Origin of the sequence: Microvirga puerhi (assembly GCF_020089865.1) — a bacterium.
GTDB classification, from domain to species: Bacteria; Pseudomonadota; Alphaproteobacteria; order Rhizobiales; family Beijerinckiaceae; genus Microvirga; species Microvirga puerhi.
On sequence record NZ_JAIRBM010000012.1, the window covers coordinates 25,740 to 49,594 of the forward strand.

Sequence of the window (23,855 nt, forward strand, 5' to 3'; positions counted from 1 at the left end):
GTCTCGTTCGCCAAGCATCCCAAAAGAGGATGCGGAGCGACCAGGAGGAATGCCCTATGTTCTCGCCGCCCCTGCCCTGCTGACTTCAGGCGCTCAAGCGCCTCAAACCGCCCCGGATCCCGGCGGCGGCTCGACACCGTCGATCACGGTCCGGAGCAGTTCATGGCTTCCCTTCTTCACGCAGAGAACATCTCGAAGTCCTTCGGCCCAATCGAGGTTCTCCACGACGTGTCGCTCGACCTGAGAGCGGGAGAAGTCCATGCCGTCATCGGTGAGAATGGCGCCGGGAAATCCACCCTCATGCGCATCCTGTCGGGCCATCTCTCGCCGACCGAAGGGACCCTCACCCTGGACGGGAGGCCTGTCCGCTTCGCGGGCCCCGTGGATGCGGAAGCGCAAGGAATCGTCCTCGTTCACCAGGAGATCCTCCTCGCGGAAGACCTGACAGTTGCCGAAAACGTCTATCTCGGACGGGAAATGAAGCGGTTCGGCTTCGTCGACGACCGCGCCATGCGCGAGGCGACACGAGCCGTTCTGGCGGAACTCGGCACCGGCATCGATCCCGACATCCATGTCCGTGACCTTTCCATCGCGGATCGGCAACTCGTGCAGATCGCCCGGGCGCTTCTCGTGCCGCATCGGGTTGTCGCATTCGACGAACCGACGGCGGTGTTGACGCCGATCGAGGCAGAGAGCCTTTTCACCATCATTCGGAAGCTGCGCGCCCAGGGCGTCGCGGTCCTCTACATTTCCCACCGGCTCAACGAGGTAAAGGCGATCGCGGATCGCGTGACGGTCCTGCGCGACGGCCGCCTCGTGGCAAACCGCGACATCGAGGGTTTGGAGCCCTTGGAAATGGCCCGCCTGATGGTCGGGCGTGACATGTCGAAGCTCTACCCCGAGAAGCCGGCGACGAGTTCGGACGAGATCGTTCTAACCGTTCGGCATTTTTCGGTGCCCGGTCACGTCGAAGACGCATCCTTCGCGCTGCGGCGAGGCGAAATCCTCGGTTTCGGCGGCCTGATCGGCGCGGGGCGGACGGAATTGTTCGAGGGCCTTCTCGGCTTACGCCCAGGACAAGGATCGATCGCGCTCCGCGGCTCTTCCGTCCGGTTTAAGGACGCGCGGGAGGCCATGGCTGCCGGGATCGTCTACCTGTCCGAGGATCGAAAGGGGAAGGGCCTTCTGCTGCAGCAGAACCTGCGCGTGAACCTGACGCTCGCGGCCCTGGAGAAATTCGTCCGCGGGGCAGTCGTAAACAAAGCAGCGGAGGAAGCGGCGCTCGACAGCGCCATCCGTGATTTCGACATTCGTGCCCGGCGGAAGGACATGCTCGCTGGACAGCTCTCGGGCGGCAATCAGCAGAAGCTTCTTCTCGCCAAGATGATGCTGGCCGATCCCCAGATTGTCATCATCGACGAGCCGACGCGCGGCGTCGATATCGGCACGAAGCAACAGATCTACACCTTCATCGCCACGCTCGCCGAACAGGGCCGTTCGGTCATCGTCATCTCGTCGGAAATGCAGGAACTGATCGGCCTCTGCCATCGCGTCCTGGTGATGCGCAACGGAACAATCGCCGGTGAGGTCGCCGATTCAAATCTCTCCGAAGACGCTATCGTATTCCTCGCGACCGGCGTTCACGAAGAAAGGGCGGCAAAAATCGCCGCAGGCCATGCATGACCGAAACCGCTCTCCGCAGCACGTCTCAGCCACGCCGCTTTTCCCTGGACATGCGGGCGCTGTCTCCCTTCATTGCACTCATCGTCCTGATGATTGCCGGGGCGCTCATCAATCCCGACTTCCTGACCGCATCCAATCTTCTCAATGTCGTCACGCGCTCGGCCTTCATCGCCATCATTGCCGTCGGCGCCACCTTCGTCATCTCCGGCGGAGGCCTGGACCTGTCGGTCGGTTCCATGGCGGCGCTCATCGCCGGCGCGATGATTCTCATTCTCAACCGCGCAGGGGGCGCCGATGCGAGCACGCTTCTGCTCGGCATGGGCGCGGCCCTCGTACTGGGGGCTCTGTGCGGACTCGCCAATGGGCTGATCGTCACGTTCGGACGGATCGAGCCATTCATCGTGACGCTCGGTACGATGGGGATCTTCCGCTCGCTGGTGATCTGGCTTGCGGCCGGCGGAACGATCACCCTGCGCAATGCCGACCTGAGAGAGCTTTATCGACCGGCCTATTTCGGCACCGTGGCCGGGATACCGGTCCCGATCCTAGTGTTTCTCGCCGCCGCCGCCATCGGGGCCATTCTCCTCTACAAGACCTCGTTCGGGCGCCACGTCATTGCCATCGGGTCGAACGAGGACGTCGCGCGCTATTCCGGCGTACCAATCTGGCGGGTGCGGACCCTCACCTACGTCATTCAAGGGATCTGCGTCGCCATCGCCGTGCTCGTCTACGTGCCGCGACTGGGCTCGGCAACGCCGACCACCGGCCTCCTATGGGAACTCCAGGCAATCACTGCAGTGGTGGTCGGCGGAACCGCCCTGAGAGGCGGAATCGGCCGGATCTGGGGGACGGTGGCAGGTGCCGTCATTCTCGAACTCGTCGCCAACATCATGGTGCTGTCCAACTTCGTGTCGGAGTTTCTGGTCGGCGCCGTCCAGGGAGCCATCATCATCATCGCCATGCTCGTCCAGCGCTCGCTCCAGCGCGGACGATGAAACCGGTCGGGTTCACCGGTCGCACTAGGAGCTCGAAGCAATCCAGAGGGAGGAAAAGATGAAACGTACGACACTGAGACTGGCGGCTGCAGCGGGCCTGCTCGCCGGCCTTGCAACAGGCGCCATGGCACAGGACAAGAAGAATGTGACCATTGGCGTTTCCATTCCGGCGGCGACCCACGGATGGACGGGCGGCGTCGTCTATCACGCACAGGAAGCGGCCAAGCAGCTGGAGAAGACCTATCCGGGCCTGAAGGTCGTCGTGAAGACATCGCCGGACGGCGCCTCTCAGGCCAACGCCCTTGATGACCTCACCGCGCAGAAGATCGACGCCCTGGTCGTCCTCCCCTTCAACTCGGACGAACTGACGGATCCGGTCCGGGCGGTGAAGAAACGCGGCACCTTCATCACGGTCGTGGATCGCGGCCTGAAAGATGCGTCGATCCAGGACATCTACGTCGCCGGCAACAATCCCGAATTCGGAAGGGTTGCGGGAAAGTACATGGCCGACAACCTGAAATCCGGCAACGTGGTGGTCTTCCGCGGCATTCCGACCGTCATCGACGAGGAGCGGGTCGTTAACTTCGAGAAGGCTCTCGAAGGTTCCGGCGTGAAAGTCATCGACAAGCAGTATGCCAACTGGAACCGCGACGACGCCTTCCGGGTCATGCAGGACTATCTCTCCAAGCATCCGAAGATCGATGCGGTGTGGGCGTCCGACGACGATATGGCCCTGGGCGTGTTGGAGGCCATTCGCCAGGGCAAGCGCGAGGACATCAAGTTCGTCCTCGGCGGCGCGGGCATGAAGGATATGGTCAAGCGGGTCATGGACGGCGACAAGATGATTCCCGCCGACGTCTCCTATCCTCCGGCGATGATTGCAACGGCGATGAACGTCACGGCAGCGCAGTTCTTCACCGATGCTCCGATGCGTGGCACCTACGTGCTCAATGCCCAGCTCATCACGAAGGACAACGCGAAGGAGCACTACTTCCCCAACTCGCCCTTCTAATACGGCGCCAGTCCCTCCCGGTCCCGGGAGGGACAAACCTTTCAATGCAGATCACAGGTCGGCCATTCCTTTGCCTGGAACAGAGGAAACCGGGAGGCATTCCATGAAAACCATGAAAGGGCCGGGTCTTTTCCTCGCCCAGTTCGCAGGCGACGAAGCCCCGTTCAACTCGCTCGACTCCATCTGCCGCTGGGCGGCGTCTCTCGGCTACAAGGGCGTCCAGATCCCGACATGGGACGGCCGACTTTTCGATCTCGCGAAGGCCGCGGAATCGGAGGCCTATTGCGATGAGATCCAGGGAATCGTGCGCTCCCACGGGCTTTCGATCACGGAATTGTCGACCCATCTCCAGGGCCAGCTCGTCGCGGTTCATCCCGCCTATGACGAAGCCTTCGACGGCTTCGCGGTGCCAGCGGTTCGCGGCAATCCGCGCGCGCGACAGGAATGGGCCGTGGACCAGATGCTGATGGCCGCCAAGGCGTCCCGGCGCCTGGGCCTGAAAGCGAGCGTCACGTTTTCCGGCGCCCTGGCCTGGCCGTTCGTCTATCCCTGGCCGCAACGGCCATCCGGCCTGATCGAGACGGCCTTCGAGGAGCTCGGCCGGCGCTGGCGCCCTATCCTCGACGCCTATGACGAGGCCGGCTGCGACGTGGCTTATGAGATTCACCCAGGCGAAGATATTCACGACGGCGCCACGTTCGAACGGTTCGTCGATGCGGTCGGCGGTCATGCACGGGCCAGCATCAACTACGACCCGAGCCATTTCCTGCTGCAGCAGCTCGATTACGTCGCCTTCATCGATCTCTATCACGAGCGCATCAAGGCCTTTCACGCCAAGGATGCCGAGTTCAATCCGACCGGCCGCGTCGGCGTCTATGGCGGCTACGAGAGCTGGATCAATCGGGCCGGTCGGTTCCGTTCCCTGGGCGACGGACAGGTCGATTTCAATGCCATCTTCTCCAAGCTCGCTCAGTACGACTACGATTCCTGGGCTGTGCTGGAATGGGAATGCTGCCTGAAGCATCCTGAGGACGGCGCTCGCGAAGGGGCCGAGTTCATCGCGGGCCACATCATCCGCGTCACCGAAAAGGCCTTCGACGATTTCGCGGCGGGTGGAACGGACGAGGCGGCCAATCGTCGGCTGCTCGGCCTCGATACCTTGCCCAAGGCGGCGGAGTGAGTGCCATGACGATCAAGGGGTCCGACACGAAGAAACTCAATCGTCGCCTTCGGCTCGGCATGGTCGGCGGCGGCCGCGGCGCGTTCATCGGGGCCGTCCACCGCATCGCGGCGCGGCTCGACGATCGCTGGGAGCTGGCCGCCGGGGCCTTGTCGTCCAATCCGGAACGGGCCCGCCTCTCGGGGCGGGACCTGCTGCTGCGGGAAGACAGGATCTATGGCGACTTCAACGAGATGGCACGGCGAGAACGCCGCCTGAAGGATGGAATCGATGCGGTGGCGATCGTGACGCCGAACCACGCCCACGCCGCGGCAGCACGTGCTTTTCTCAAGGCAGGCATCCATGTGATTTGCGACAAGCCCCTGACCACGACGCGTCGGGAAGCTGACCAACTGGCGCGGCTTGCCCACGAATCCGGCCTCATCTTCGCAGTCACGCACAACTACACGGGCTACCCACTGGTGCGGCAGGCACGGGCGATGGTGAAGGCGGGAGACCTCGGCGAGATTCGTGTCGTCCAGGTCGAATATGCCCAGGACTGGCTCGCGACCAAGCTTGAAGAGACCGGCAGCAAGCAGGCGGAATGGCGCACGGATCCTGCCCGCTCCGGGCCGGCAGGAGCGGTCGGCGATATCGGCACGCATGCCTTCAACCTGGCCGAGTTCATCACCGGCATCGAAGTTATCTCGCTGGCGGCCGATCTTCATACCTTCGTGGCGGGGCGCCGTCTCGACGACAACGCCCACATGATGCTGCGCTTCGCCTCGGGGGCGCAGGGCATGCTGTGGTGCAGCCAAGTGGCCGCAGGCCAGGAGAACGGGCTGAGAATTAGGGTGTATGGCGAGAAGGGTGGTCTCGAATGGCACCAGGAAAACCCAAATGTGCTGATCCATTCGCCGCTCGGCGAGCCGCCTCGCCTCATCCGCCGCAATGGCGCGGGTGCCAGCGAAGTGGCGCAGGCGGCCTCGCGCATTCCTGCCGGACATCCGGAAGGATATCTGGAGGGCTTTGCCCAGATCTACACGGACGTCGCCGAGCAGATCGCCGCCCGGCTGGAAGAGCGGGAGCCGAATCCCTATGCGCTCCAGGTGCCGACGGTCGACCACGGCGTCCGCGGCGTCCGATTCATCGAGGCGGCCGTGCGCTCTTCTCAGAGAAAGGCGGCCTGGGTGCCCCTCTGATTCACAATCGAACTACCGGCAGGCGCTCGCACCCCGCGGGTGCCTCTTCCACCGGTGTCTCTCCACTTTGTCACAGCGCGGGGAGACGGACTGGCAACTGGTCACCGTCGTGCCTATAAATGATCCTTGAGGGCTGGCCGCTCGGTTTCTGACGGCTGATCCTCAGGCTTGGCGCTCTTTCCTGTCCGGATCGGCGTTTTGTTCGAGACACGGAGCACTTGTCCATTCATGGCCTCGCCCCATCACCATGATCACACCGTCGAGGGGCTGAACGACACCCAGAAGCGTGTCCACAAGATCTTGATCGCAGCGCAAAATCCCCTCTCGGCGTACGAAGTTCTGGACAAGATGCGGGGCAAAGGGGCGGTGACCCCTCCCACTGTCTACCGGTCGCTCGAAAAGCTGATCCAACGGGGACTGGTGCATCGGCTGGAAAGTCTCAATGCCTATGTAGCCTGCAAGCACCCCCATCACCATGACATGGCTGCCTTTGCAATCTGCGAATCCTGCGGACTCGTGACTGAATTTACCGATTCACAGATCGACGAGCGCTTGTCTGGCTGGAGCGAGGCTCACGCGTTCCGGCCCAAGAAGGTCACGGTCGAGGTGAGAGGCCTCTGTGGGGGTTGCTGCTCGGAGGCTCTGCCCTAACTTATTGTCCTGGTGCAGGAATTTAGGAAGACCGCCAAGGAAAACCAAAAGAGGTACCTCGCGTGAAAGCATAGGCCGCTATGCAACATTGCAAGCAGAAATTGCAACGATACCACATTGTGCGGGCGAAGCTTTACCTATATGAACATGTAGGTTTTGAAATTACAGGAGCCAGGTATGAACGCCCGAGCCCATCGGAAAGAAGAGGAGGACATGCTCCTCCAGCGTGCAGACGATCTGTGCCGCGCCAACAACCTCCGCCTGACGCCGATCCGCGAGCGGGTTTATCGCGAACTCGTCCAGAGCGGCGGCCCCGTTGGCGCCTATGATCTCGTCGACCGCCTGAGCAGCGACAAGAAGCGTCTTGCTCCGGTCACGATTTACAGGGCTCTGGACTTCCTGCGCGATGCCGGACTCGTTCATCGCCTGGCGACCCAGAACTCCTACATCGTGTCCCACGGGCAGCCGGAGATAAACGCGATGAAGATCATGTTCGTCTGCACCAAGACCGGCCAGACCGTCGAGGTCCATTCGAAAGAAGTGGCCGAGGCGGTCAAGAAGGCTGCGGAAGAAGCCGGCTTCAAGTCGCTGTCGCCCTTCATCGAAGTCGAAGGCGAGATGGTTCGCTGACATTTTAAGGACAAGGGCGGACCCCGCCCGTCCCATCGAGGCAACAAAACAGAAAGGCCGGGCATTGCCCGGCCTTTCTTGTTATTCGGCAGCCAACGCCCGGCGAGGCATCGATGCTCGTTTCTCCTCGACGGCCACCTTCGTCCGCTCGTGCGAGATGAAGGTGTAGAACATCGGCACGACGAAGAGGGTGAAGATCGTGCCGATCGACATGCCGGATGCGATGACGAGGCCCATGGAGAAGCGCGCTGCCGCACCCGCCCCGCTGGCATAGAGCAGCGGCGCCACGCCGAGCACCATGGCCGCAGTGGTCATCAGGATCGGGCGCAGACGCACGCGCGCCGCTTCCTGAATCGCCTCGCGTCGATCAAGGCCTTTCTTCTCCTTCAGCTCGTTGGCGAACTCGACCATCAGGATGCCGTGCTTCGTGATCAGTCCCACGAGCGTGATCAGGCCGACTTCCGTATAGATGTTGAGGGTCGCCAGACCGAGATTGAGGAAGATCATGGCACCGAACATCGACAGCGGAACCGACATCATGATGATGAACGGATCGCGGAAGCTTTCGAACTGAGCCGCCAGCACGAGATAGATCACAATGATCGCAAGGCCGAAGGCCAGCGCGATCGAGCTTCCCTCCTGCACCTCGAGACGAGACTGGCCAGCATAGTCCTCATAGAAGCCCTGCGGCATGATCTCTTGTGCGATCGACCGAAGAGTCTGAAGCCCCTCCGAGGTCGTCACGCCCGGCATCGGAAGCGCGGAGAGCGTCGCCGCGTTCAGCTGATTGAACTGCTCGATCGATGCCGGTGACGCGTCCGTCTTGATGTGAACCAAGGCGGAGAGCGGCACCATCGAACCGTCCGACGCGCGCACATAGTACTCGCCGAGACGCTCCGGATTCAGACGATCTTCCTGCTTCACCTGGCTGATGACGTCATAGCTCCGGTTGTCGCGATCGAACTTGGAGATCGGCGCGCCACCCACGAGCGCCCCGAGCGTGTTGCCGATCTCGCTGACCGGCACGCCCATGGCCGCCGCACGGTCACGATCGACGACGATCCGCGCCCGCGGCGTCTGGTAGGAAACGGAGTTCTGGACGACGATGAACTTACCGCTCGCCATCGCCTTCTGCTTCACCTGCTCGCCCACCTCATAGGCTTGGGCGGGGTCGCCGATCGTACGCAGGACATATTGAATCGGCAGACCACCGCCTGCACCGGGCAGCGAGGGTGGCGCGAAGACGAACGCCTGGACACCCGCATTCTCGTTCAGAAGGTTCTGAATTTCCTGCTTGGTGACGGCGCCCTTCTTGTGCCGTTCGCTCCATTCCTTGAGCTTGAAGCCGACGAATCCGCCGCCGCCGCCGTCGATGCCGACGATCAGGAAGGAGTCATCGATCTCAGGAATCTTCTCGGCTGCGTTCGTGAACTGCGTCGAGAAGGCCTGCGTATAGTCGGCGGTCGCGTATTGCGGCGCATTGACCAGACCCAGATACGCGCCCTGATCCTCCTCCGGCGCGAGCTCGGACGGCGTCTTCAGGAACAAGAAGACCGTGGTCCCGAGAAGCGCCGCCACGATCAGCAGCGTGACATACCGGTAGTCGAGCGACCCCTTCAGCCGCCGGGCGTACCAGTTCTCCACCTTCGTGAAGGTACGGTCGACAAGGCCTGCGAAACCTTTCTGTCCACCAGGGCCATGCGGCTTCAGCAGCTTCGACGACATCATCGGAGACAGGGTTATCGCGATGATGCCCGAGATCACGACCGATCCGGCCAGCGTGAACGCAAACTCGCGGAACAAGGTGCCGGTGAGGCCCTGCGTGAAGCCGATTGGCGCATAAACCGCTGCGAGCGTGATCGTCATGGACACGATCGGCACGAAGATTTCCTTCATGCCAACGATGGCGGCATCGATCGGTTTCAGTCCCTCCTCGATGTGCCGATGGATGTTCTCCAGCACGACGATGGCGTCATCGACCACGAGACCGATGGCGAGCACCATCGCCAGCAGCGTCAAGAGGTTGATCGAATAGCCCAGTGCGAACAGCACGAAACAGACGCCGACCAGCGAGAGCGGAATCGTCACGATCGGGATCAACACCGAGCGGAAGGAGCCCAGGAACAAGAGGATGACGATGATAACGATCAAGGCCGCTTCACCGATCGTCTTGAACACTTCCTCGATCGACGCCGAGATGAAGTTCGAGGCGTCGTAGACGATCTGAACCGTCATCCCCTTCGGGAGCGTCGGCCGGATCGAATCGATTGCCTTCGTCACCGCCGCCGCCACCGTCAGCGGATTCGCCGATGGCGTGGGCGTGATGCCGATGAAGGTGCCTTCCTTGCCGTTGAAGCTCACCTTGGTGTCGGTGCTCTTCGGGCCCAGGGCGACATCCGCAACGTCACGCAGACGCACGACCTGATCGCCATTGGAGCGGATCGGGAGCGTTCCGAACGATTCCGGCGTCTGGAAGGTGGTCTGCATCTCGAGTGCGTAAGCGACGAACTCGTTCTGGGTCTTGCCGGGAGCCGCAAGGAAGTTGCTCGACCGCACGGCGGACACGACATCGCCGGCAGTCACGCCGCGTGCCGCGAGGCGCACAGGATCGATCCAGACACGCATGGAGAAGTCGCGTCCACCGAGAATCTCGGCGGAGCCGACGCCCTCAAGCGTCGCGAAGCGTGGCTGCACCACACGCGTGAGGAACTCCGAAACCTGTTCTGCATTCATCTCGGAGCTTGCGAAGGTCAGATACATGAGGGCGAAGGTCTGGCCCGTGCCCTTTACGATGACCGGATCCTCCGCATCCGTCGGCAGCTGCGCGCGCACGGTCTGCACCTTTGCGGTCACTTCCGTGAGGGCCGCGTTGGGATCCGTGTTGAGACGCATGCGCACGGAGACCGTGCTCAAGCCGAGCCGGCTCTGCGACGTCACGTAGTCGACGCCTTCCGCGCTCGACACCGCCTTGGCAATCGGCGTGCTGATGAAGCCCTGCATCAGGTCGGCACTGGCGCCCGTATAGGTCGTCGTGATGGTGATGGTGGTTTCCTCGACCTCCGGATACTGACGCACCTGGAGACTCATCAGACCCTGCGCACCAAGCAGCAGGATCAGGAGGCTCACCACCATGGACAAGACCGGGCGGCGAATGAAGAGTTCTGTGAAACTCATAGGAATACTGCCTATTCTCCGGTCGCGAGCTTCGTCGTGTCGACTTTGGTCAGATCGATCGTGTTGTTGATCTTGACGGCGGATCCCGCCTGCAGCTTGTTCTGGCCCGAGGCGACGACCTGCTGACCTGCTTCCACGCCCGACAGGATCTCCACCGCGCCGCCGCGACGGCGGCCGGTCTTGACGAAGACTTGCTTCGCCACGTCGACCTTCTGTCCGCCCTTGTCTTCCGGCTCGATGGTATAGACGTAGTCACCGTAAAGACTGGTGATCACGGCTGTCTGAGGAATCGTCAGCACATTGGGTTCTGCCGGCAGAATCGCTTCCACATGGAGGAACTGACCGGGAAGGATCGCCCCATCCTCTCCAGCCTCTACGACTGCCTGGACGGAAACCAGCCGTGTCTTGGGGTCCACGCGCGGGTCTTTGCCGGTCACGCGGGCCGCAAATCGCAAGTCATTGTCCGCAACGCCGATGCGAACCTCCTGCCCCAGCTTGATCTTGCTCGCCTGCTGCTCCGGAACAGTAAAGTCCACTTTCATGGACGAGAGATCCTGGAAGCTCGCAATCACCGTTCCCGGCTGGAGATATTGTCCGACATCAATGCGGGGAATACCGATCACGCCGGAGAAGGGAGCCTTCAGCGCCTTCTGCTCGATCGTCGCCTCCAGGCGCGCGAGCCTTGAGCGGGCTGCGGCAAGCGCAGCGCTGGCCTGATCGAAATTGGCCTCTGTGCCATAACCGCGGGACGACAGGGTCTTCGCCCGTTCGAAATTGCTCTCACCGACCTTCACGGCAGCCTGGACGTCGGTGAGATCGGCGCGCTCCACCGTATCGTCGAGCTGAACGAGAACCTCACCCTTGCGGATTTCCTGGTTCGCCTTGAACTTGATTTCCTTGACGATGCCGGGCGTCTCGAACGACAGCTCGACGCCGTTCGCGGCGCGCGCCGTACCGATGGCGCTCACAGCCGGATTCCAAGTCTTGGCTTCCACCTTCGCCGAAGAGATCACCTGAGGCGGTGCCTTCATATTGGCGAAGAAATCCTTGATCATCTTGTCTTTGAAGAAATTGAACCAGACCAGACCGGCGCAGAGTCCAATCGCAAGAATGAACACAAGAGACACTACAATGCGCCGTTTCATGGAGCTTGTTCCGAATTTTTGCAGGTCCGAAGAATCGGATCCTATCTGCCTAAGGAGGGGGGCGGCTTGTAGCGCAACTTCCCCTTGACGCCAATGCCGCAGCACCATTTATATACCGTCTGGACGGTTTAGTTGCAAGAGATGTGAATGTTCGCTTGTATCCGGGGCCGGAAGAGCTCCCGAGAAAAGATTCTTGATGCAGCCGCCGAACTGGTCGGCGAAATCGGAGCCGGGCGTCTGACCCTGGATGCCGTCGCCGAAAGAGCAGGGCTCAGCAAAGGCGGGCTTCTTTACAACTTTCCGAGCAAAGAATCACTCCTCCAAGCGATGATTCAGCGGCTGGTCGATGAAGTGACGTCCGAAAAGGAAGCGCTGCGGGCCCAGCTGACGCCGAGCCGCAACCTCGAAGCGAAGCTCTGTACGGCCGCGCTGATCAAGATGTGCGGCGGCGGTGAGATGAAGGAAATCGCCACCGGGATGCTCGCGGCATCCTCGGAAAATCCACGCCTCCTCGAGCCTGTCCGCAACGTTGTAAGGGAAACGCTCGAGAAGCTGAAATCCAATTCGGACGATGTCGATGCCAGCCTTCTCGCCTGGCTCGCGGCCGAAGGCCTCCGCAGCATGGAAATGCATGACATCAGCCCCTTTTCGGACAGCGACCGGGAGCGGGTCGTCACGGCCATCAACCGGCTGCTCGACAGAGGCATCGCCGAGCAGGGGGCCTGATCGTCTCCGTATCAGGCGATCCAGGACGGATCGTTCAAGACCTCGTCCGTATGTTCTCCCAAACGCGGCGACGGCCGCGTCGCAGCTTGAGGCTCGCCATCCATCACGATGGGCGAGCGAACCGAAGGAATCGCCCCCTCTTTCGCAGCCGGCGCCGGGAGATCGATCTTCATGCCGCGCGCGATGACCTGAGGATCAGCGAAGACATCCGCCACCGTGTTGATCGGGCCGGCTGGAACGCCCCGAGCCTCCAAAGCCGACAGAAGACCCTCGCGGGTCATCCGGAGCGTCAGCTCCGTCAATACCGGAACCAGGTCCGGCCGGTGCCGCACCCGTCCGGCATTGGTCTTGAAGCGCTCGTCTGCCGCCAGCTCAGGACGCCCGAGCACAGCCACGAAGCGCGCAAACTGCCCGTCGTTGCCGACCGCGACGATCACGTGACCATCCGCAACTGGGAAGACTTGGTAGGGCACGATGTTGGGATGGGCATTGCCCATCCGCCGTGGCGCCTTGCCGGACGCCAGATAATTCATGGCCTGGTTCGCCAGAACGCTCGTCTGGACATCAAGGAGAGCCATGTCGAGATGCGCGCCCTCCCCGGTCGCGTCTCTGCGCCGGAGAGCCGCCAATACGCCCACGACCGAATAGACCCCGGTAAAAATATCCGCGAAGGCGACACCGATCTTCTGAGGTTCCCCCTCAGGATCGCCCGTCAGATCCATGATCCCGCCCATGCCCTGGATCATGAAATCGTATCCGGCCCGGGAGGCGTAAGGCCCGTTCTGGCCAAAACCGGTAATCGAGCAATAGACGAGGCGCGGATTGACCTTTTTGAGGCTCTCGTAGTCGAGGCCATATTTCTTCAGCCCCCCGACCTTGAAGTTCTCGACCACCACGTCCGCGTGAGCTGCCAGCTTCCGGACAAGCTCCTGCCCCTCGCTGGTCTCGAAGTCGACGGCAATAGACCGCTTGCCGCGATTGCATGCGTGAAAATAGGCGGCCGAAAGATCGCCTCCGTCGGCGGCCTCGATGAAAGGGGGGCCCCACCCACGAGTGTCGTCGCCGGCCCCTGGCCGCTCGACCTTGACCACGTCCGCGCCGAGATCGGCCAGAAGCTGGCCGACCCAGGGACCTGCGAGGATGCGGGCGAGTTCAAGGACCTTGAGGCCCTCTAGAGGGCGCTGGATTGAAGCGGTCAAGGTCTCACACCTCCTCGATAAATCACTGAATCATGCATACTCCGCTCAAGAACGAGCAAATGATTGTGCGGAATACATTGCATCGCTTGCACCCATCGCGCGGCGAGCACTAATCGCCCGTCTACTTTCTCTGGGGCACCGAGAGTGTCGACGTCACAGAAAACGTCATCCGAGTTCGAACAGACCTTCATCTCTGGCCAGCAAACTGCGTGGTGAGATGGATAAGGCAGGTAGTAGATCGGTGGTTCGTAATGGAACGCCCCGTCCAGCAATTCTGTAGGAGTGACCGGAGTGATTCGGAATTCAACGCCGGAGCTTCCATAGGCTTTCCAAGGCAAAGCATCAAAGATCCTCAGCCTTTCCTTGATGGTATCCATTCTTGAGGGCAGTTCCGCCGACAGAGCCATGGAAACGGTGGCGCTCCCGGCGAAACCACAAACGAACAGAACAGCACCCAGCCTTGGAAGCAATCCAGCATTCATCCGATACGATGTATCTTGCTAGAAGAACGCCTGCAATCCAGTCTGCGCGCGGCCTAGGATCAGGGCATGCACATCGTGCGTGCCCTCATAGGTGTTCACGGTCTCTAGGTTCTGCGCGTGGCGCATCACGTGATATTCTTCCTGGATGCCGTTGCCGCCGTGCATGTCGCGCGCCGCGCGCGCGATGTCGAGCGCCTTGCCGCAATTGTTGCGTTTCACCAGCGAAATCATCTCCGGTGCCATGCGGCCTTCATCGAAGAGCCTGCCGACGCGCAAGGAGGCATGAAGGCCAAGGGTGATCTCGGTCATCATATCCGCGAGCTTCTTCTGCACGAGCTGGGTTGCCGCGAGCGGCCTGTCGAACTGCTTGCGATCGAGAGTGTACTGACGGGCACGGTGCCAACAGTCTTCCGCAGCTCCCATAGAGCCCCAGGAGATGCCGTAGCGGGCCCGGTTGAGGCATCCGAACGGCCCTTTGAGGCCTGATACGTTCGGCAGCAGCGCCTCTTCCGGCACCTCGACGCCATCCATCACGATCTCACCAGTGATCGATGCACGCAGCGAGAGCTTGCCGCCGATCTTCGGTGCCGAGAGGCCCTTCATTCCCTTGTCGAGCACGAAACCGCGAATCTGATTGTCATGAGCGGCCGACTTCGCCCAGACCACGAACACGTCCGCGATGGGGGAGTTGGAGATCCACATCTTGGAGCCGGTCAGGCGATAGCCGCCGTCGATCTTCTCGGCGCGGGTCTTCATGCCGGCCGGATCGGAGCCGGCGTCGGGCTCGGTCAATCCGAAGCAGCCGACGAACTCGCCCGAGGCCAGCTTCGGCAGGTACTTCCGGCGCTGCTCCTCGCTCCCATAGGCATAGATCGGGTACATCACGAGGGAGGATTGCACGCTCATCATGGAGCGGTAGCCGGAATCGACCCGCTCCACCTCCCGGGCCACCAGCCCATAGGCGACGTAGGACGCGCCGGCGCAGCCATATTCCTCAGGCAGCGTCACGCCGAGAAGGCCGAGCTCTCCCATCTCGTTGAAGATGGCGCGATCCGTGCGCTCCTCGCGATAGGCCTCGATGACCCGCGGCAGGAGCTTTTCCTGGGCATAGGCCCGAGCCGTATCCCGGATCATGCGTTCGTCGTCGGTGAGAAGATCGTCGAGCAGGAGGGGATCGTCCCACTTGAGCTTTGCAAGTTCGTGAGCACCGGCCATGGCTCTGGTCCTTCTTCTGAGCGCCGAAAACAGCTGATGAATTTGGGCCGGAAAATCTCCCTGGACAGCGCGGAAGTAAAGCGACATCTTCGAAGCAGGTTATTCTAAAATGGAATGAACTTGTGCTCAGACGTGGCTTTCTCCCGAGCGTCGGCAATCTTTTGGCTTTCGAGGCGACGGCCCGGCACGGGAGCGTCTCGCGGGCTGCGGAAGAGCTGAACCTGACCCAGAGCGCCGTCTCGCGGCAGATTCAGCAGCTCGAAGATTCACTTGGCGTCTCCCTGTTCAGCCGGACGCGGCAACGCGTGGTGCTGACTGATGTAGGACGAATGTACGCGACCCACGTGCGCAACACCCTTGGAGAGCTCTCGGATGCCACCCGCCAAGCCATCGCCCTCTCCGGCGCGAGAGGTGTCCTCAATCTCGCCGTCCTGCCCACCTTCGGCACCCGCTGGCTCATTCCGCAGATGCCCGAGTTCTTCGAAAGGCATCCGGATGTTACCGTCAATTTCGGGGTCCGGCTCGTTCCTTTCGATTTTACGGCCGATCCCTTCGATGCCGCCATTCATTTCGGCCAGCCCCATTGGCCTGGCGCTCTGTGCGATCATCTCATGGACGAGGAATGCGTTCCCGTCTGCAGCCCGGAATACAGGCGACGGGAGCGAATCGAGGTCCCGGAGGACCTGACCCGCGCCATTCTCCTGCAGCAGAGCACCCGCTCCACCGCGTGGGCTGAGTGGTTCGCCAGCGTCGGCGTGCCGATCGGTAACGCCCTCCGAGGTCCTCGTTTCGAGCAGTTCGCCATGGTCGCGCAAGCCGCCGTCGCGGGCATCGGCGTCGGCCTCATTCCGCACTTCCTGATCGCCGACGAATTGGCCTCGGGCCGCCTGACGGCCCTGTTCCCACAGAGTCTGATCAGCAGCGGCGCCTATTACCTCGTCTACCCGGAGCCGAAGGCCGAGGCGCCGCTGGTGCGCTCCTTCCGCGACTGGATCAAGACGAGAGCCCAGCAGGATCCATCGTCTAAGGGTATGTCTGTGGACGCCTCAGCACGGTCCAGCTCAGGGTGAAGGCTGCCCAGCCGCACGCTGCGATCGCAGCCACCATAGACCGCTGCGTCCCATCGAAGAACGTGCTCACCAGCATGATCATGACAGCGCCGGTGCAGAGCTGCAGCGTCCCCATGAGGGCCGAGGCCGTCCCGGCAATCGGCCCGTGGGATTCGAGCGCCAGCACCGCCGTGGAGGGAATCACAAGACCAAGGCAACCGAAGGAGGCGAAGAGGAGGCCCCACAGGACATAAGGATTGTCCACCCCGGACAGCGTCAGCCCGAGCAATATGCTCGTCAGCACCATGAAGACGCTGATCGCCGTGCGGACCACGCGCTCCGCTCCGAAACGGCGCATGAGTGTGCTGTTGAACTGCGCGCCACCGATGAACGCGACCGCATTCGACGCGAAGACGAGGCTGTAGCGGGATGGCGTCAGGCCGAAATGCTCGATGAACACGACCGAGGATCCCGCCAGATAGGCGAAGAAGCTCGACTGCCCCAAGCCGCCGATGAAGACGAGCCCCAGGAAGCGCCAATCCTTGAGCAGGCTCCCATAGGTCCGTACGACTTGGCCGACGCTCCGTCGCCCCGTATCCGCCTTTCGCGTCTCTGGCAGGAGCGTGGCGACGATCACGAGGCCGACGAGCCCGATCCCGGCGATGGCCCAAAAGATGACGCGCCAGCTGTAGAACTCCGTGAGCGTGCTGCCCGCCAGCGGCGCCAGGATTGGCGAGACGCTGAAGACCAGCATCGTCGTCGCCATCAGCCGGGCAGCTTCCGCGCCAGTGTGAAGATCCCGGACGATGGCGCGGGTGATGACCATGCTGGCGCAGGCGCCGACCCCTTGGAGGAATCGGAAGGCGATCAGTGTTTCGGCGTTGCGCGCGAAGCTGCACCCGATCGCACCCAGGATGAAGAGTGCCAGACCGAAATAGATCGGAGGCTTGCGCCCGACCTGATCGGACACGGGGCCATAGATGACCTGGCAGAGGGCGACCGCCAGGAAGAAGCTCATGAGGCTCATCTGAACGGCGCTGACATCGACCTGCAATTCGCGTGCGATCGCCGGAAAGGCCGGCAAATACATATCGATGGCAAACGGCCCAACCGCCGACAACATGCCGAGAACAAGGGCATTGCGGAGAAACGTGGATTTCATGGAAGGAAGCTTTCCTTGGCCCGACAAACATGCCGGAAAGGACAAATGGCCCGCGCTCATGCGAACGCAGGAAACAATAGGGATGGGGAGAAGCGCCGGGGCCGGGACAGAGCAGATGATAGGCCTGCTCGCTGCACGGAGGTGTTTTATGACGCTCCGCGATACTGCGCAAGACAAGAATCCGTCCAGCTCGCGTCGACACTGTAGCCGTAACGGCCTCGCGGATCCACGCCTCTAGGAGCAACGCGGCTCGCCGAAAGTGTTGCTCAAATGTGTCGAGCACAGTTGGAAATGGCTGACCTTACGGCAAAGCTTCACATTTCATTAACCATATTTGCCCATGTCTGGTTAGGCATTTCATCCACGGCAGCGGCCAACATGAGGAGGGACCATCATGCAGACTTTCCCGTGTTGCGAGCACCTCGGCTGAGATGTGGCGAACTTTGTCCCGAAGCATGCTGTCCGTATCGTTCTCGCCTTCTCCGGATTCTGACGTACGGTCCATCCGCCGGAGACCGTGGCTCCTGGTCCAATCTCCCCTTAGGGTGTTGAAGACCGTCCCCATCATGGCCGCGGCGCTTCTGGCTGGGTGCTCGACCCAGTCCGAGTTGCGCTTTGCCACCCTCATGTCGGAGGTTCCCGCCACCAAGGCCCTGATCCTGCCTCCGCCCGGAGGCCCCGCCGTCGTCGCCGTGCTCCAGCGGACCTACAAAAACGGGATTACCCAGGAGATCGCCCTCTCCACTGCCTCGACTACGAGCGGGCAGAACGCCTTTTTCGTCAGCTTCGTCAATGACCTGGAAGTTCCCTCCGAGATCGATGACGTTCTTAAGGTCCGCCGAATCACACCGGACCGGCTACAGAGCGAAATGGAGAGCCGGCTATCGGGCCTCGATATGCGGACCTCGCTCTACTACGTGCAGAACAAATACGGGCCCTTCGGCTTCGCGACGGGCCGCTCGGGAACCGGCGATACATGCCTTTATGCATGGCAGGAGATCGAGCCGAACAAGCCGGCCATCCTCACTCCGGCTGGCATTATTTCGGTGAGGCTACGGCTCTGCGATGCCGACGCGACGGAGGAACAGCTCCTCCGAACCATGTATGCCTTCACCATCTCGGCCTATTTCTCGTCCATGGACTGGAATCCCTTTGGGGAACCCCCTCCTGTGCCCTCGCAGCTGGGCGCCATCGATGCGCCTTCGTTTCCCGTCGGCATGGGAACCGGCGCTAATCCCCCTGCCCCTTCACCACCTGCCCGAGCCATCGTTCGTCCTGCCCCGCACCGGGCACCCGCTCGCCCCTTGGAGGCCCCGGTCGTCCCCGCAGCCCCAGTCGAACCGCGGCGGCCTCTTGAAGGCTACCCGGTCGTTCCACCCCCATCCTAGCCCCGGAAAACGCATGGTTAATCGTCGCATCTTGACCGTTGAGATAACGATAGACCCCTTGGTCTGCATAGATTATGCGTTGCCTGTGACGTAAAAAACTCAGACGAGATTGTTCATCCATGAAGAAGGGTCTTTTCGTAGCCTTCTGGGCTGTAGCGGCTACTTTGATCCTCTTGCTGGTTGCCCTTCCCATCAATCTTCAGACGCATCTCATCGCAGGACTTGTTGTCGTTGCCTGCATGATCGTCCTGAAATTCTTTCGTTTGCAAGGAATCTGGCGGCTGATCGCCCTGGCTCTCGGGACAGCGATCGTACTGCGCTATGTCTTCTGGCGAACCACGAGCACCCTGCCGCCCATCACCGACCTGGTCAATTACATCCCGGCCATCCTGCTCTACGTGGCCGAGATGTACTCGGTCCTGATGCTCTTTCTCAGTCTCTTCGTCGTGTCGAGCCCTCTGCCCTCGCGCCGCCCTCCCAAGATCGGCGAGGCAGAACTGCCGTCCGTCGACGTCTTCGTGCCTTCGTACAATGAAAGCGCGAGCCTCCTTGCATCGACCCTCGCCGCCGCAAAGGCCATGAACTATCCGGCCGATAAGCTGACGGTCTGGCTTCTCGATGACGGTGGCACCGACCAGAAATGCCAGTCTACCGACAAGCTGCAGGCTGAGGAGGCGAAGGCGCGGCGCGCTGAGCTCCAGGCGCTTTGCGCAGCCCTCGACGTAACGTACCTTACCCGTGCAAAGAACCTGCACGCCAAAGCCGGCAACCTCAACAATGGGCTCGAACATTCGACGGGGGATCTCGTCGCGGTCTTCGATGCGGACCATGCTCCCGCGCGCAGCTTTCTTGAGGAAACGGTCGGCTATTTCAGCACCGAGAAGAATCTCTTTCTCGTGCAGACGCCACACTTCTTCATCAACCCCGACCCTCTTGAGCGCAACCTCGGAACCTTCGACACGATGCCCTCCGAGAACGAGATGTTCTACGGCATCATCCAGCGCGGGCTCGATCGTTGGAACGCAGCATTCTTTTGTGGATCCGCCGCCCTGCTGCGACGGGAGGCGTTGCAGGAGACGAACGGTTTCAGCGGTATCAGCATCACCGAGGATTGCGAAACCGCGCTTGAGCTGCATTCCCGCGGCTGGAAGAGCATCTACGTCGACAAGCCCCTGATCGCCGGCTTGCAGCCGGACACATTCGCGAGCTTCATCGGTCAGCGGTCACGCTGGGCACAAGGCATGATGCAGATCATGCGCTATCGCTTCCCACCGCTGAAGCGCGGCCTCACCCTGGCCCAGCGCCTGTGCTACATGTCGAGCACGCTGTTCTGGTTCTTCCCGTTCACGCGTTTCTGCTTTCTGATCTCTCCGCTCTGCTATCTGTTTTTTTCGCTCGAGATCTTCACCGCGTCGGGAGGCGAGTTCCTCGCCTACACATCGACCTACATGATGGTGAACTTCATGATGCAGAACTATCTCTACGGCCGCTATCGTTGGCCGTGGATCTCGGATCTGTACGAGTTCATCCAGACGGTCTATTTGCTGCCCGCGATCCTCTCGGTCATCGCGAACCCCAGCAAGCCCACCTTCAAAGTCACGGCCAAGAACGAGGCCATGAACCTGAGCCGGGTCTCGGAACTCGGCGCCCCGTTCTACATCATCTTCGGCCTGCTCTTACTCGGTGTCATCGCCACGGCCGTGCGTGTCTGGGCCGAACCTTACAAGGCTGACGTCACGCTCGTGACGGGCGCCTGGAACTTTCTCAATCTGATCATTGCGGGCTGCGCCCTCGGCGTCGTATCGGAGCGCGGTACGCGTCGGCAGAGCCACCGTGTGCGGACTATGCGGCAGGGCCGTTTCATCATGGGTGACAAGGTTGTCGACGCCGTGATTCTGGATGTTTCGGTCGGCGGAGCAAATCTCCGTCTGACTCAGTCCGCCCTTCCCGGACTCAAGAAAGGCGCCCTCGGCACCCTCGAGTTCTCGCCCTATTCCAAGCTCCCCATCAATCAACTGCCGATGGAAGTGCGGAAGATGAGCATGGATGAAAAAGGCGTCCTGATGGGCTGCCGCTTCCTGACCGACACGCCCGAGCATTACAGGCTGATTGCCGATCTGGTCTTCGCCAATGCGGATCAGTGGAGCGAGTTCCAGAAGCGGCGCCATCAGGATATCGGAATCCTGCGGGGTACGCTCTGGTTCTTCAGTGTCGCTGTCTACCAGACCGGACGCGGATTGGCATACCTTCTTGGCCTTCACAAATTCGGCGCCCCGGCACCGGTATCGCCCAGCACGGCGGCCGGCGAGTCGGCTCCCCTAGCGAAATAGAGGCTGAGTTGCGCGCGCTTCCTCTTACTCTGCTCCTTGGGCTCAGCGTCTTCGTCGCGGATTCCGCGTCGGCTCAGACAGCTCCCTTCAGCATGACGCCGGAAAAGCCGGGCTCGACATCCCCGTCTAATCCCAGCAATAGTCCTCAACGAGGCGGGGGAGTACAAACCACCTCGCCACCTGTTTCTCCTTCTCCTGTGCCCTTCGACATGGGGACGCAGCCGATGGGACCGGCCACTCCTTCGGTGGCGCGCCCTATCCCGTCTGGACCGGCGTCCGGTCCTGCGCCCTCAGCCCCCTTCAACATGGCACCGCAAGCGACACGGCCAGCAGCGCCAAATGTCGCTCCCGTCCCTTCTGTCGGCACAAACGGCCCTGCCCGCGGTACGGACCCTCGGGCGCAGAGCGCAGCGGCAGCGACATTGCGCGGAACAGCCCGGCCTCTTCTGCCGTTTGAGACGATCCGATTCGAGGGAGAGACCGACGCGCGGAGCTGGGCATTCTTCCTGACCCAGGACGAGGCTGCGAGTGGATCGAGCCTATCGGTGGGATATCAGAACGCCGTCGTCGTCATGCCCGAGGCGTCCAACCTCAGGGTCGTGATCAATGGCGAAACGGTGACCGAAATCCCGATCGTTTCATCACAAGGGGTCAAGCGGGTCGTCGTTCCCGTCCGTGCCGGCCTTCTGAGGACCGGACAAAACATCATCCACATGGAGGCGATACAGAGGCACCGCACGGATTGTACGGTCAAAGCGACATACGAGCTTTGGACGGAAGTCGATGCGGCCTCGACAAGTCTCATGTTCACTGAAGGCGCGCCACGCACGCTCCGCAGCTTGGAAGATCTCCCTGCCATCGGATTCGACAATGCCGGCGTCACGACCATCCGTGTCGTCGCTCCGCGCATCTACCGCCCGGAGATTCGCGACCGCCTGCTCCGCCTGGTGCAGCTCGTTGCCCTGCGGGGTCGCTATGCGCATCCGGTCATCCAAGTACTGGAGACGGATCCCGGCCCCTCCCCAGTCGGAACGCTGAAGGTGGTCATGGGGATCGCCAGTGAATTGCGCGGCTTCACGCCGGCAGTTCCGGATGCGGCCTCGATCCAGCCGCTCGCCCTGATGATGCAGGATCCCGGCTCGACTGCACCTTATCTTCTTGTATCGGGACCGACCTGGAACGATCTCGACAATGCGATCAACATCGTCGGCGGCCAAGGCCTCAACGGCGCGGCAAGCCGCGGGACGGTCGACACGGCTTCATGGCTATGGCCCGAGACGCCGACAGTTCTCGGCGGACGCGCAATCCGCTTTTCCGATCTCGGAATTCCGACACAGGAATTTTCGGGTCGGCGCCTTCGGGCTCGCTTCGCGATCAATCTCCCCTCCGACTTCTACGCGACCGACTATGGGGAAGCGACCCTTTATCTCGACGCTGCCCATACCTCCGCAGTCCAGCCGGGAAGCCACGTCGACATCTATGTGAACGACCGGATCAGCGCGACGATGACGATCACGTCGCGTGGCAACATCTTCCGGCGCCATCCCATCCGCATCCCGATGCGGAACTTCAAGCCCGGCATCAATCACATCTCTTTCGAGACGATTCTCCTCACTGCCGCAGACGATCGCTGCGTTCCGGGCGAGACGCTGTCGGACACGAGCCGTTTCGCGCTGTTCGACACGACATCCTTCTATATTCCAACTTATGGACGCATCGGCCGGACGCCCGATCTTTCGACCTTAAGCACCGGCAGCTTTCCATATGGCGATGCGCCGGTTGCCGTTGTTCTCTCGCGACAGGATGCGCCAAACTATTCAGCCGCCGGGACCTTGCTCGCGCGAATGGCGCGCGATGGGAATGCGCCCGTCCGAGGCTATTTCGTCAATGCCGCGAGCGCCGCGGACATCTCCGTGCTCCATGTCGGTGCTGTCGATCAACTGCCCTCAGGCCTCCTCGGGCGAGTCAACCTCTCGGACAATCTGCGCTCTGTTTGGCAATCGAGTCCCTCTCCCAATTGGTCCTACCCGGCGGGATCACGCTCCGAAACCACGGCGAGGCCATCGACGAAGGCGCCCACCGCCATGCCGATCGGGCGGGCTGCCGCCGAGACGGCGGAGCAACCGTCGACGGACGAGATTCGCCGCCGCTGGTCGGAGACGCTGCAAAAGCGCGGCGTTCTGCAGCAAAGCCTCGAATCCTTTACGACCTGGATAGAGAACACTTTCAATCTCTCCGTTGCGAAACTCACCTACGAAGACAAGAAGGACCGGCCCTACGAGCCTCCGCAGCGCTCCTCGCTCCTTCTGGCACAGAGTTTGTCCGAAGGCTCTGGCACACGCACCCTGGTGACGGCGCGGACGGAGGAGGCACTTGCGGAGGAAATGGCCCGCCTGACGGCGCCCATGATCTGGTCGCAGATGTCAGGTCGGGCCGCTTCCCTCGATTCCATCGAGAACAAGCTCGAGATCGAGCCCGTCGACAGCTTCACCTTCGTTCAGACTCAGCCTCTCTCGTTCACCAACGTCCGGCTCGTGGCCGCCAACTGGATGTCGATCAACATCCTGCAATATGCCGTTCTTCTTGTTGCCTGCTGCATACTTCTCGGGATCTCGACCTATCTGTTGCTAGGGCGATTGGGCCGCAACTGATG

17 protein-coding genes are annotated in these 23,855 nt (G+C 61.6%); 12 read left to right on the plus strand and 5 right to left on the minus strand.

Going from position 1 to position 23,855, the window contains the following annotated elements; genetic code table 11:
* The first annotated feature begins 162 nt into the window (after positions 1-162).
* The 7 genes from K9B37_RS15875 to K9B37_RS15905 all read left to right on the plus strand — a co-directional run bounded on the left by K9B37_RS15875 (position 163) and on the right by K9B37_RS15905 (position 7,332).
* Positions 163-1,683, plus strand: a complete 1,521-nt coding sequence (locus tag K9B37_RS15875) for a sugar ABC transporter ATP-binding protein (RefSeq protein WP_224314452.1) — start codon at positions 163-165, stop codon at positions 1,681-1,683.
* On the plus strand, positions 1,680-2,678 hold the full coding sequence (locus K9B37_RS15880) for an ABC transporter permease (RefSeq protein WP_224314454.1): 999 nt from the start codon (positions 1,680-1,682) through the stop codon (positions 2,676-2,678). The genes K9B37_RS15875 and K9B37_RS15880 overlap by 4 nt, the downstream gene beginning before the upstream one ends.
* A gap of 58 nt (positions 2,679-2,736) precedes the next feature.
* Positions 2,737-3,690, plus strand: a complete 954-nt coding sequence (locus tag K9B37_RS15885; RefSeq protein ID WP_224314458.1) for a substrate-binding domain-containing protein — start codon at positions 2,737-2,739, stop codon at positions 3,688-3,690.
* Between the two features lie 103 nt (positions 3,691-3,793).
* Complete coding sequence (locus K9B37_RS15890) at positions 3,794-4,870, plus strand: sugar phosphate isomerase/epimerase family protein (protein WP_224314460.1); 1,077 nt, start codon at positions 3,794-3,796, stop codon at positions 4,868-4,870.
* A 5-nt stretch (positions 4,871-4,875) separates the two neighbouring features.
* The gene (locus tag K9B37_RS15895) at positions 4,876-6,051 is read left to right on the plus strand and encodes a Gfo/Idh/MocA family protein (RefSeq protein ID WP_224314462.1); all 1,176 of its coding nucleotides are present in this window, start codon (positions 4,876-4,878) and stop codon (positions 6,049-6,051) included.
* Positions 6,052-6,279: 228 nt separating this feature from the next.
* Positions 6,280-6,702, plus strand: coding sequence for a Fur family transcriptional regulator (locus K9B37_RS15900; RefSeq protein WP_224314464.1), 423 nt, complete (start codon positions 6,280-6,282; stop codon positions 6,700-6,702).
* Between the two features lie 177 nt (positions 6,703-6,879).
* Positions 6,880-7,332, plus strand: coding sequence for a Fur family transcriptional regulator (locus K9B37_RS15905; protein ID WP_224314466.1), 453 nt, complete (start codon positions 6,880-6,882; stop codon positions 7,330-7,332).
* A gap of 81 nt (positions 7,333-7,413) precedes the next feature.
* Here K9B37_RS15905 and K9B37_RS15910 read toward each other — a convergent pair whose 3' ends face one another.
* Together K9B37_RS15910 and K9B37_RS15915 are read right to left on the minus strand one after the other, a co-directional pair.
* On the minus strand, positions 7,414-10,506 hold the full coding sequence (locus tag K9B37_RS15910) for an efflux RND transporter permease subunit (RefSeq protein WP_224314468.1): 3,093 nt from the start codon (positions 10,504-10,506) through the stop codon (positions 7,414-7,416).
* A gap of 11 nt (positions 10,507-10,517) precedes the next feature.
* Positions 10,518-11,651 carry an efflux RND transporter periplasmic adaptor subunit gene (locus K9B37_RS15915; protein WP_224314469.1) on the minus strand — a complete coding sequence of 378 codons (1,134 nt, stop codon included), beginning with the start codon at positions 11,649-11,651 and terminating at the stop codon, positions 10,518-10,520.
* A gap of 147 nt (positions 11,652-11,798) precedes the next feature.
* On the opposite strand from K9B37_RS15915, the gene K9B37_RS15920 reads away from it, so the two are divergent.
* Complete coding sequence (locus K9B37_RS15920; protein WP_224314470.1) at positions 11,799-12,377, plus strand: TetR/AcrR family transcriptional regulator; 579 nt, start codon at positions 11,799-11,801, stop codon at positions 12,375-12,377.
* Positions 12,378-12,388: 11 nt separating this feature from the next.
* On the opposite strand, the gene K9B37_RS15925 is transcribed toward K9B37_RS15920, so the two are convergent.
* Both K9B37_RS15925 and K9B37_RS15930 read right to left on the minus strand, forming a co-directional pair.
* Positions 12,389-13,564, minus strand: coding sequence for a CaiB/BaiF CoA transferase family protein (locus K9B37_RS15925; protein ID WP_224314611.1), 1,176 nt, complete (start codon positions 13,562-13,564; stop codon positions 12,389-12,391).
* Positions 13,565-14,076: 512 nt separating this feature from the next.
* Positions 14,077-15,273 (minus strand): acyl-CoA dehydrogenase, encoded by a 1,197-nt coding sequence (locus K9B37_RS15930; protein ID WP_224314472.1) that lies wholly within the window; start codon positions 15,271-15,273, stop codon positions 14,077-14,079.
* A gap of 122 nt (positions 15,274-15,395) precedes the next feature.
* Between K9B37_RS15930 and K9B37_RS15935 the strand changes: the two genes are divergently transcribed.
* A complete protein-coding gene (locus K9B37_RS15935; protein ID WP_224314474.1) occupies positions 15,396-16,343 on the plus strand; it encodes a LysR family transcriptional regulator in 948 nt (315 codons plus the stop codon).
* Here K9B37_RS15935 and K9B37_RS15940 read toward each other — a convergent pair.
* Entirely contained in the window at positions 16,297-17,484 is a 1,188-nt protein-coding gene (locus K9B37_RS15940; RefSeq protein ID WP_224314476.1) for a multidrug effflux MFS transporter, read from the minus strand. The genes K9B37_RS15935 and K9B37_RS15940 overlap by 47 nt on opposite strands.
* Before the next feature lie 566 nt (positions 17,485-18,050).
* Between K9B37_RS15940 and bcsN the strand changes: the two genes are divergently transcribed.
* The 3 genes from bcsN to K9B37_RS15955 all read left to right on the plus strand — a co-directional run bounded on the left by bcsN (position 18,051) and on the right by K9B37_RS15955 (position 23,853).
* The gene (bcsN, locus tag K9B37_RS15945) at positions 18,051-18,872 is read left to right on the plus strand and encodes a cellulose biosynthesis protein BcsN (RefSeq protein ID WP_224314478.1); all 822 of its coding nucleotides are present in this window, start codon (positions 18,051-18,053) and stop codon (positions 18,870-18,872) included.
* A gap of 119 nt (positions 18,873-18,991) precedes the next feature.
* Positions 18,992-21,202 carry a UDP-forming cellulose synthase catalytic subunit gene (gene bcsA, locus K9B37_RS15950; protein WP_224314480.1) on the plus strand — a complete coding sequence of 737 codons (2,211 nt, stop codon included), beginning with the start codon at positions 18,992-18,994 and terminating at the stop codon, positions 21,200-21,202.
* A gap of 224 nt (positions 21,203-21,426) precedes the next feature.
* Positions 21,427-23,853 carry a cellulose biosynthesis cyclic di-GMP-binding regulatory protein BcsB gene (locus K9B37_RS15955; protein WP_224314482.1) on the plus strand — a complete coding sequence of 809 codons (2,427 nt, stop codon included), beginning with the start codon at positions 21,427-21,429 and terminating at the stop codon, positions 23,851-23,853.
* Positions 23,854-23,855 lie beyond the last annotated feature (2 nt).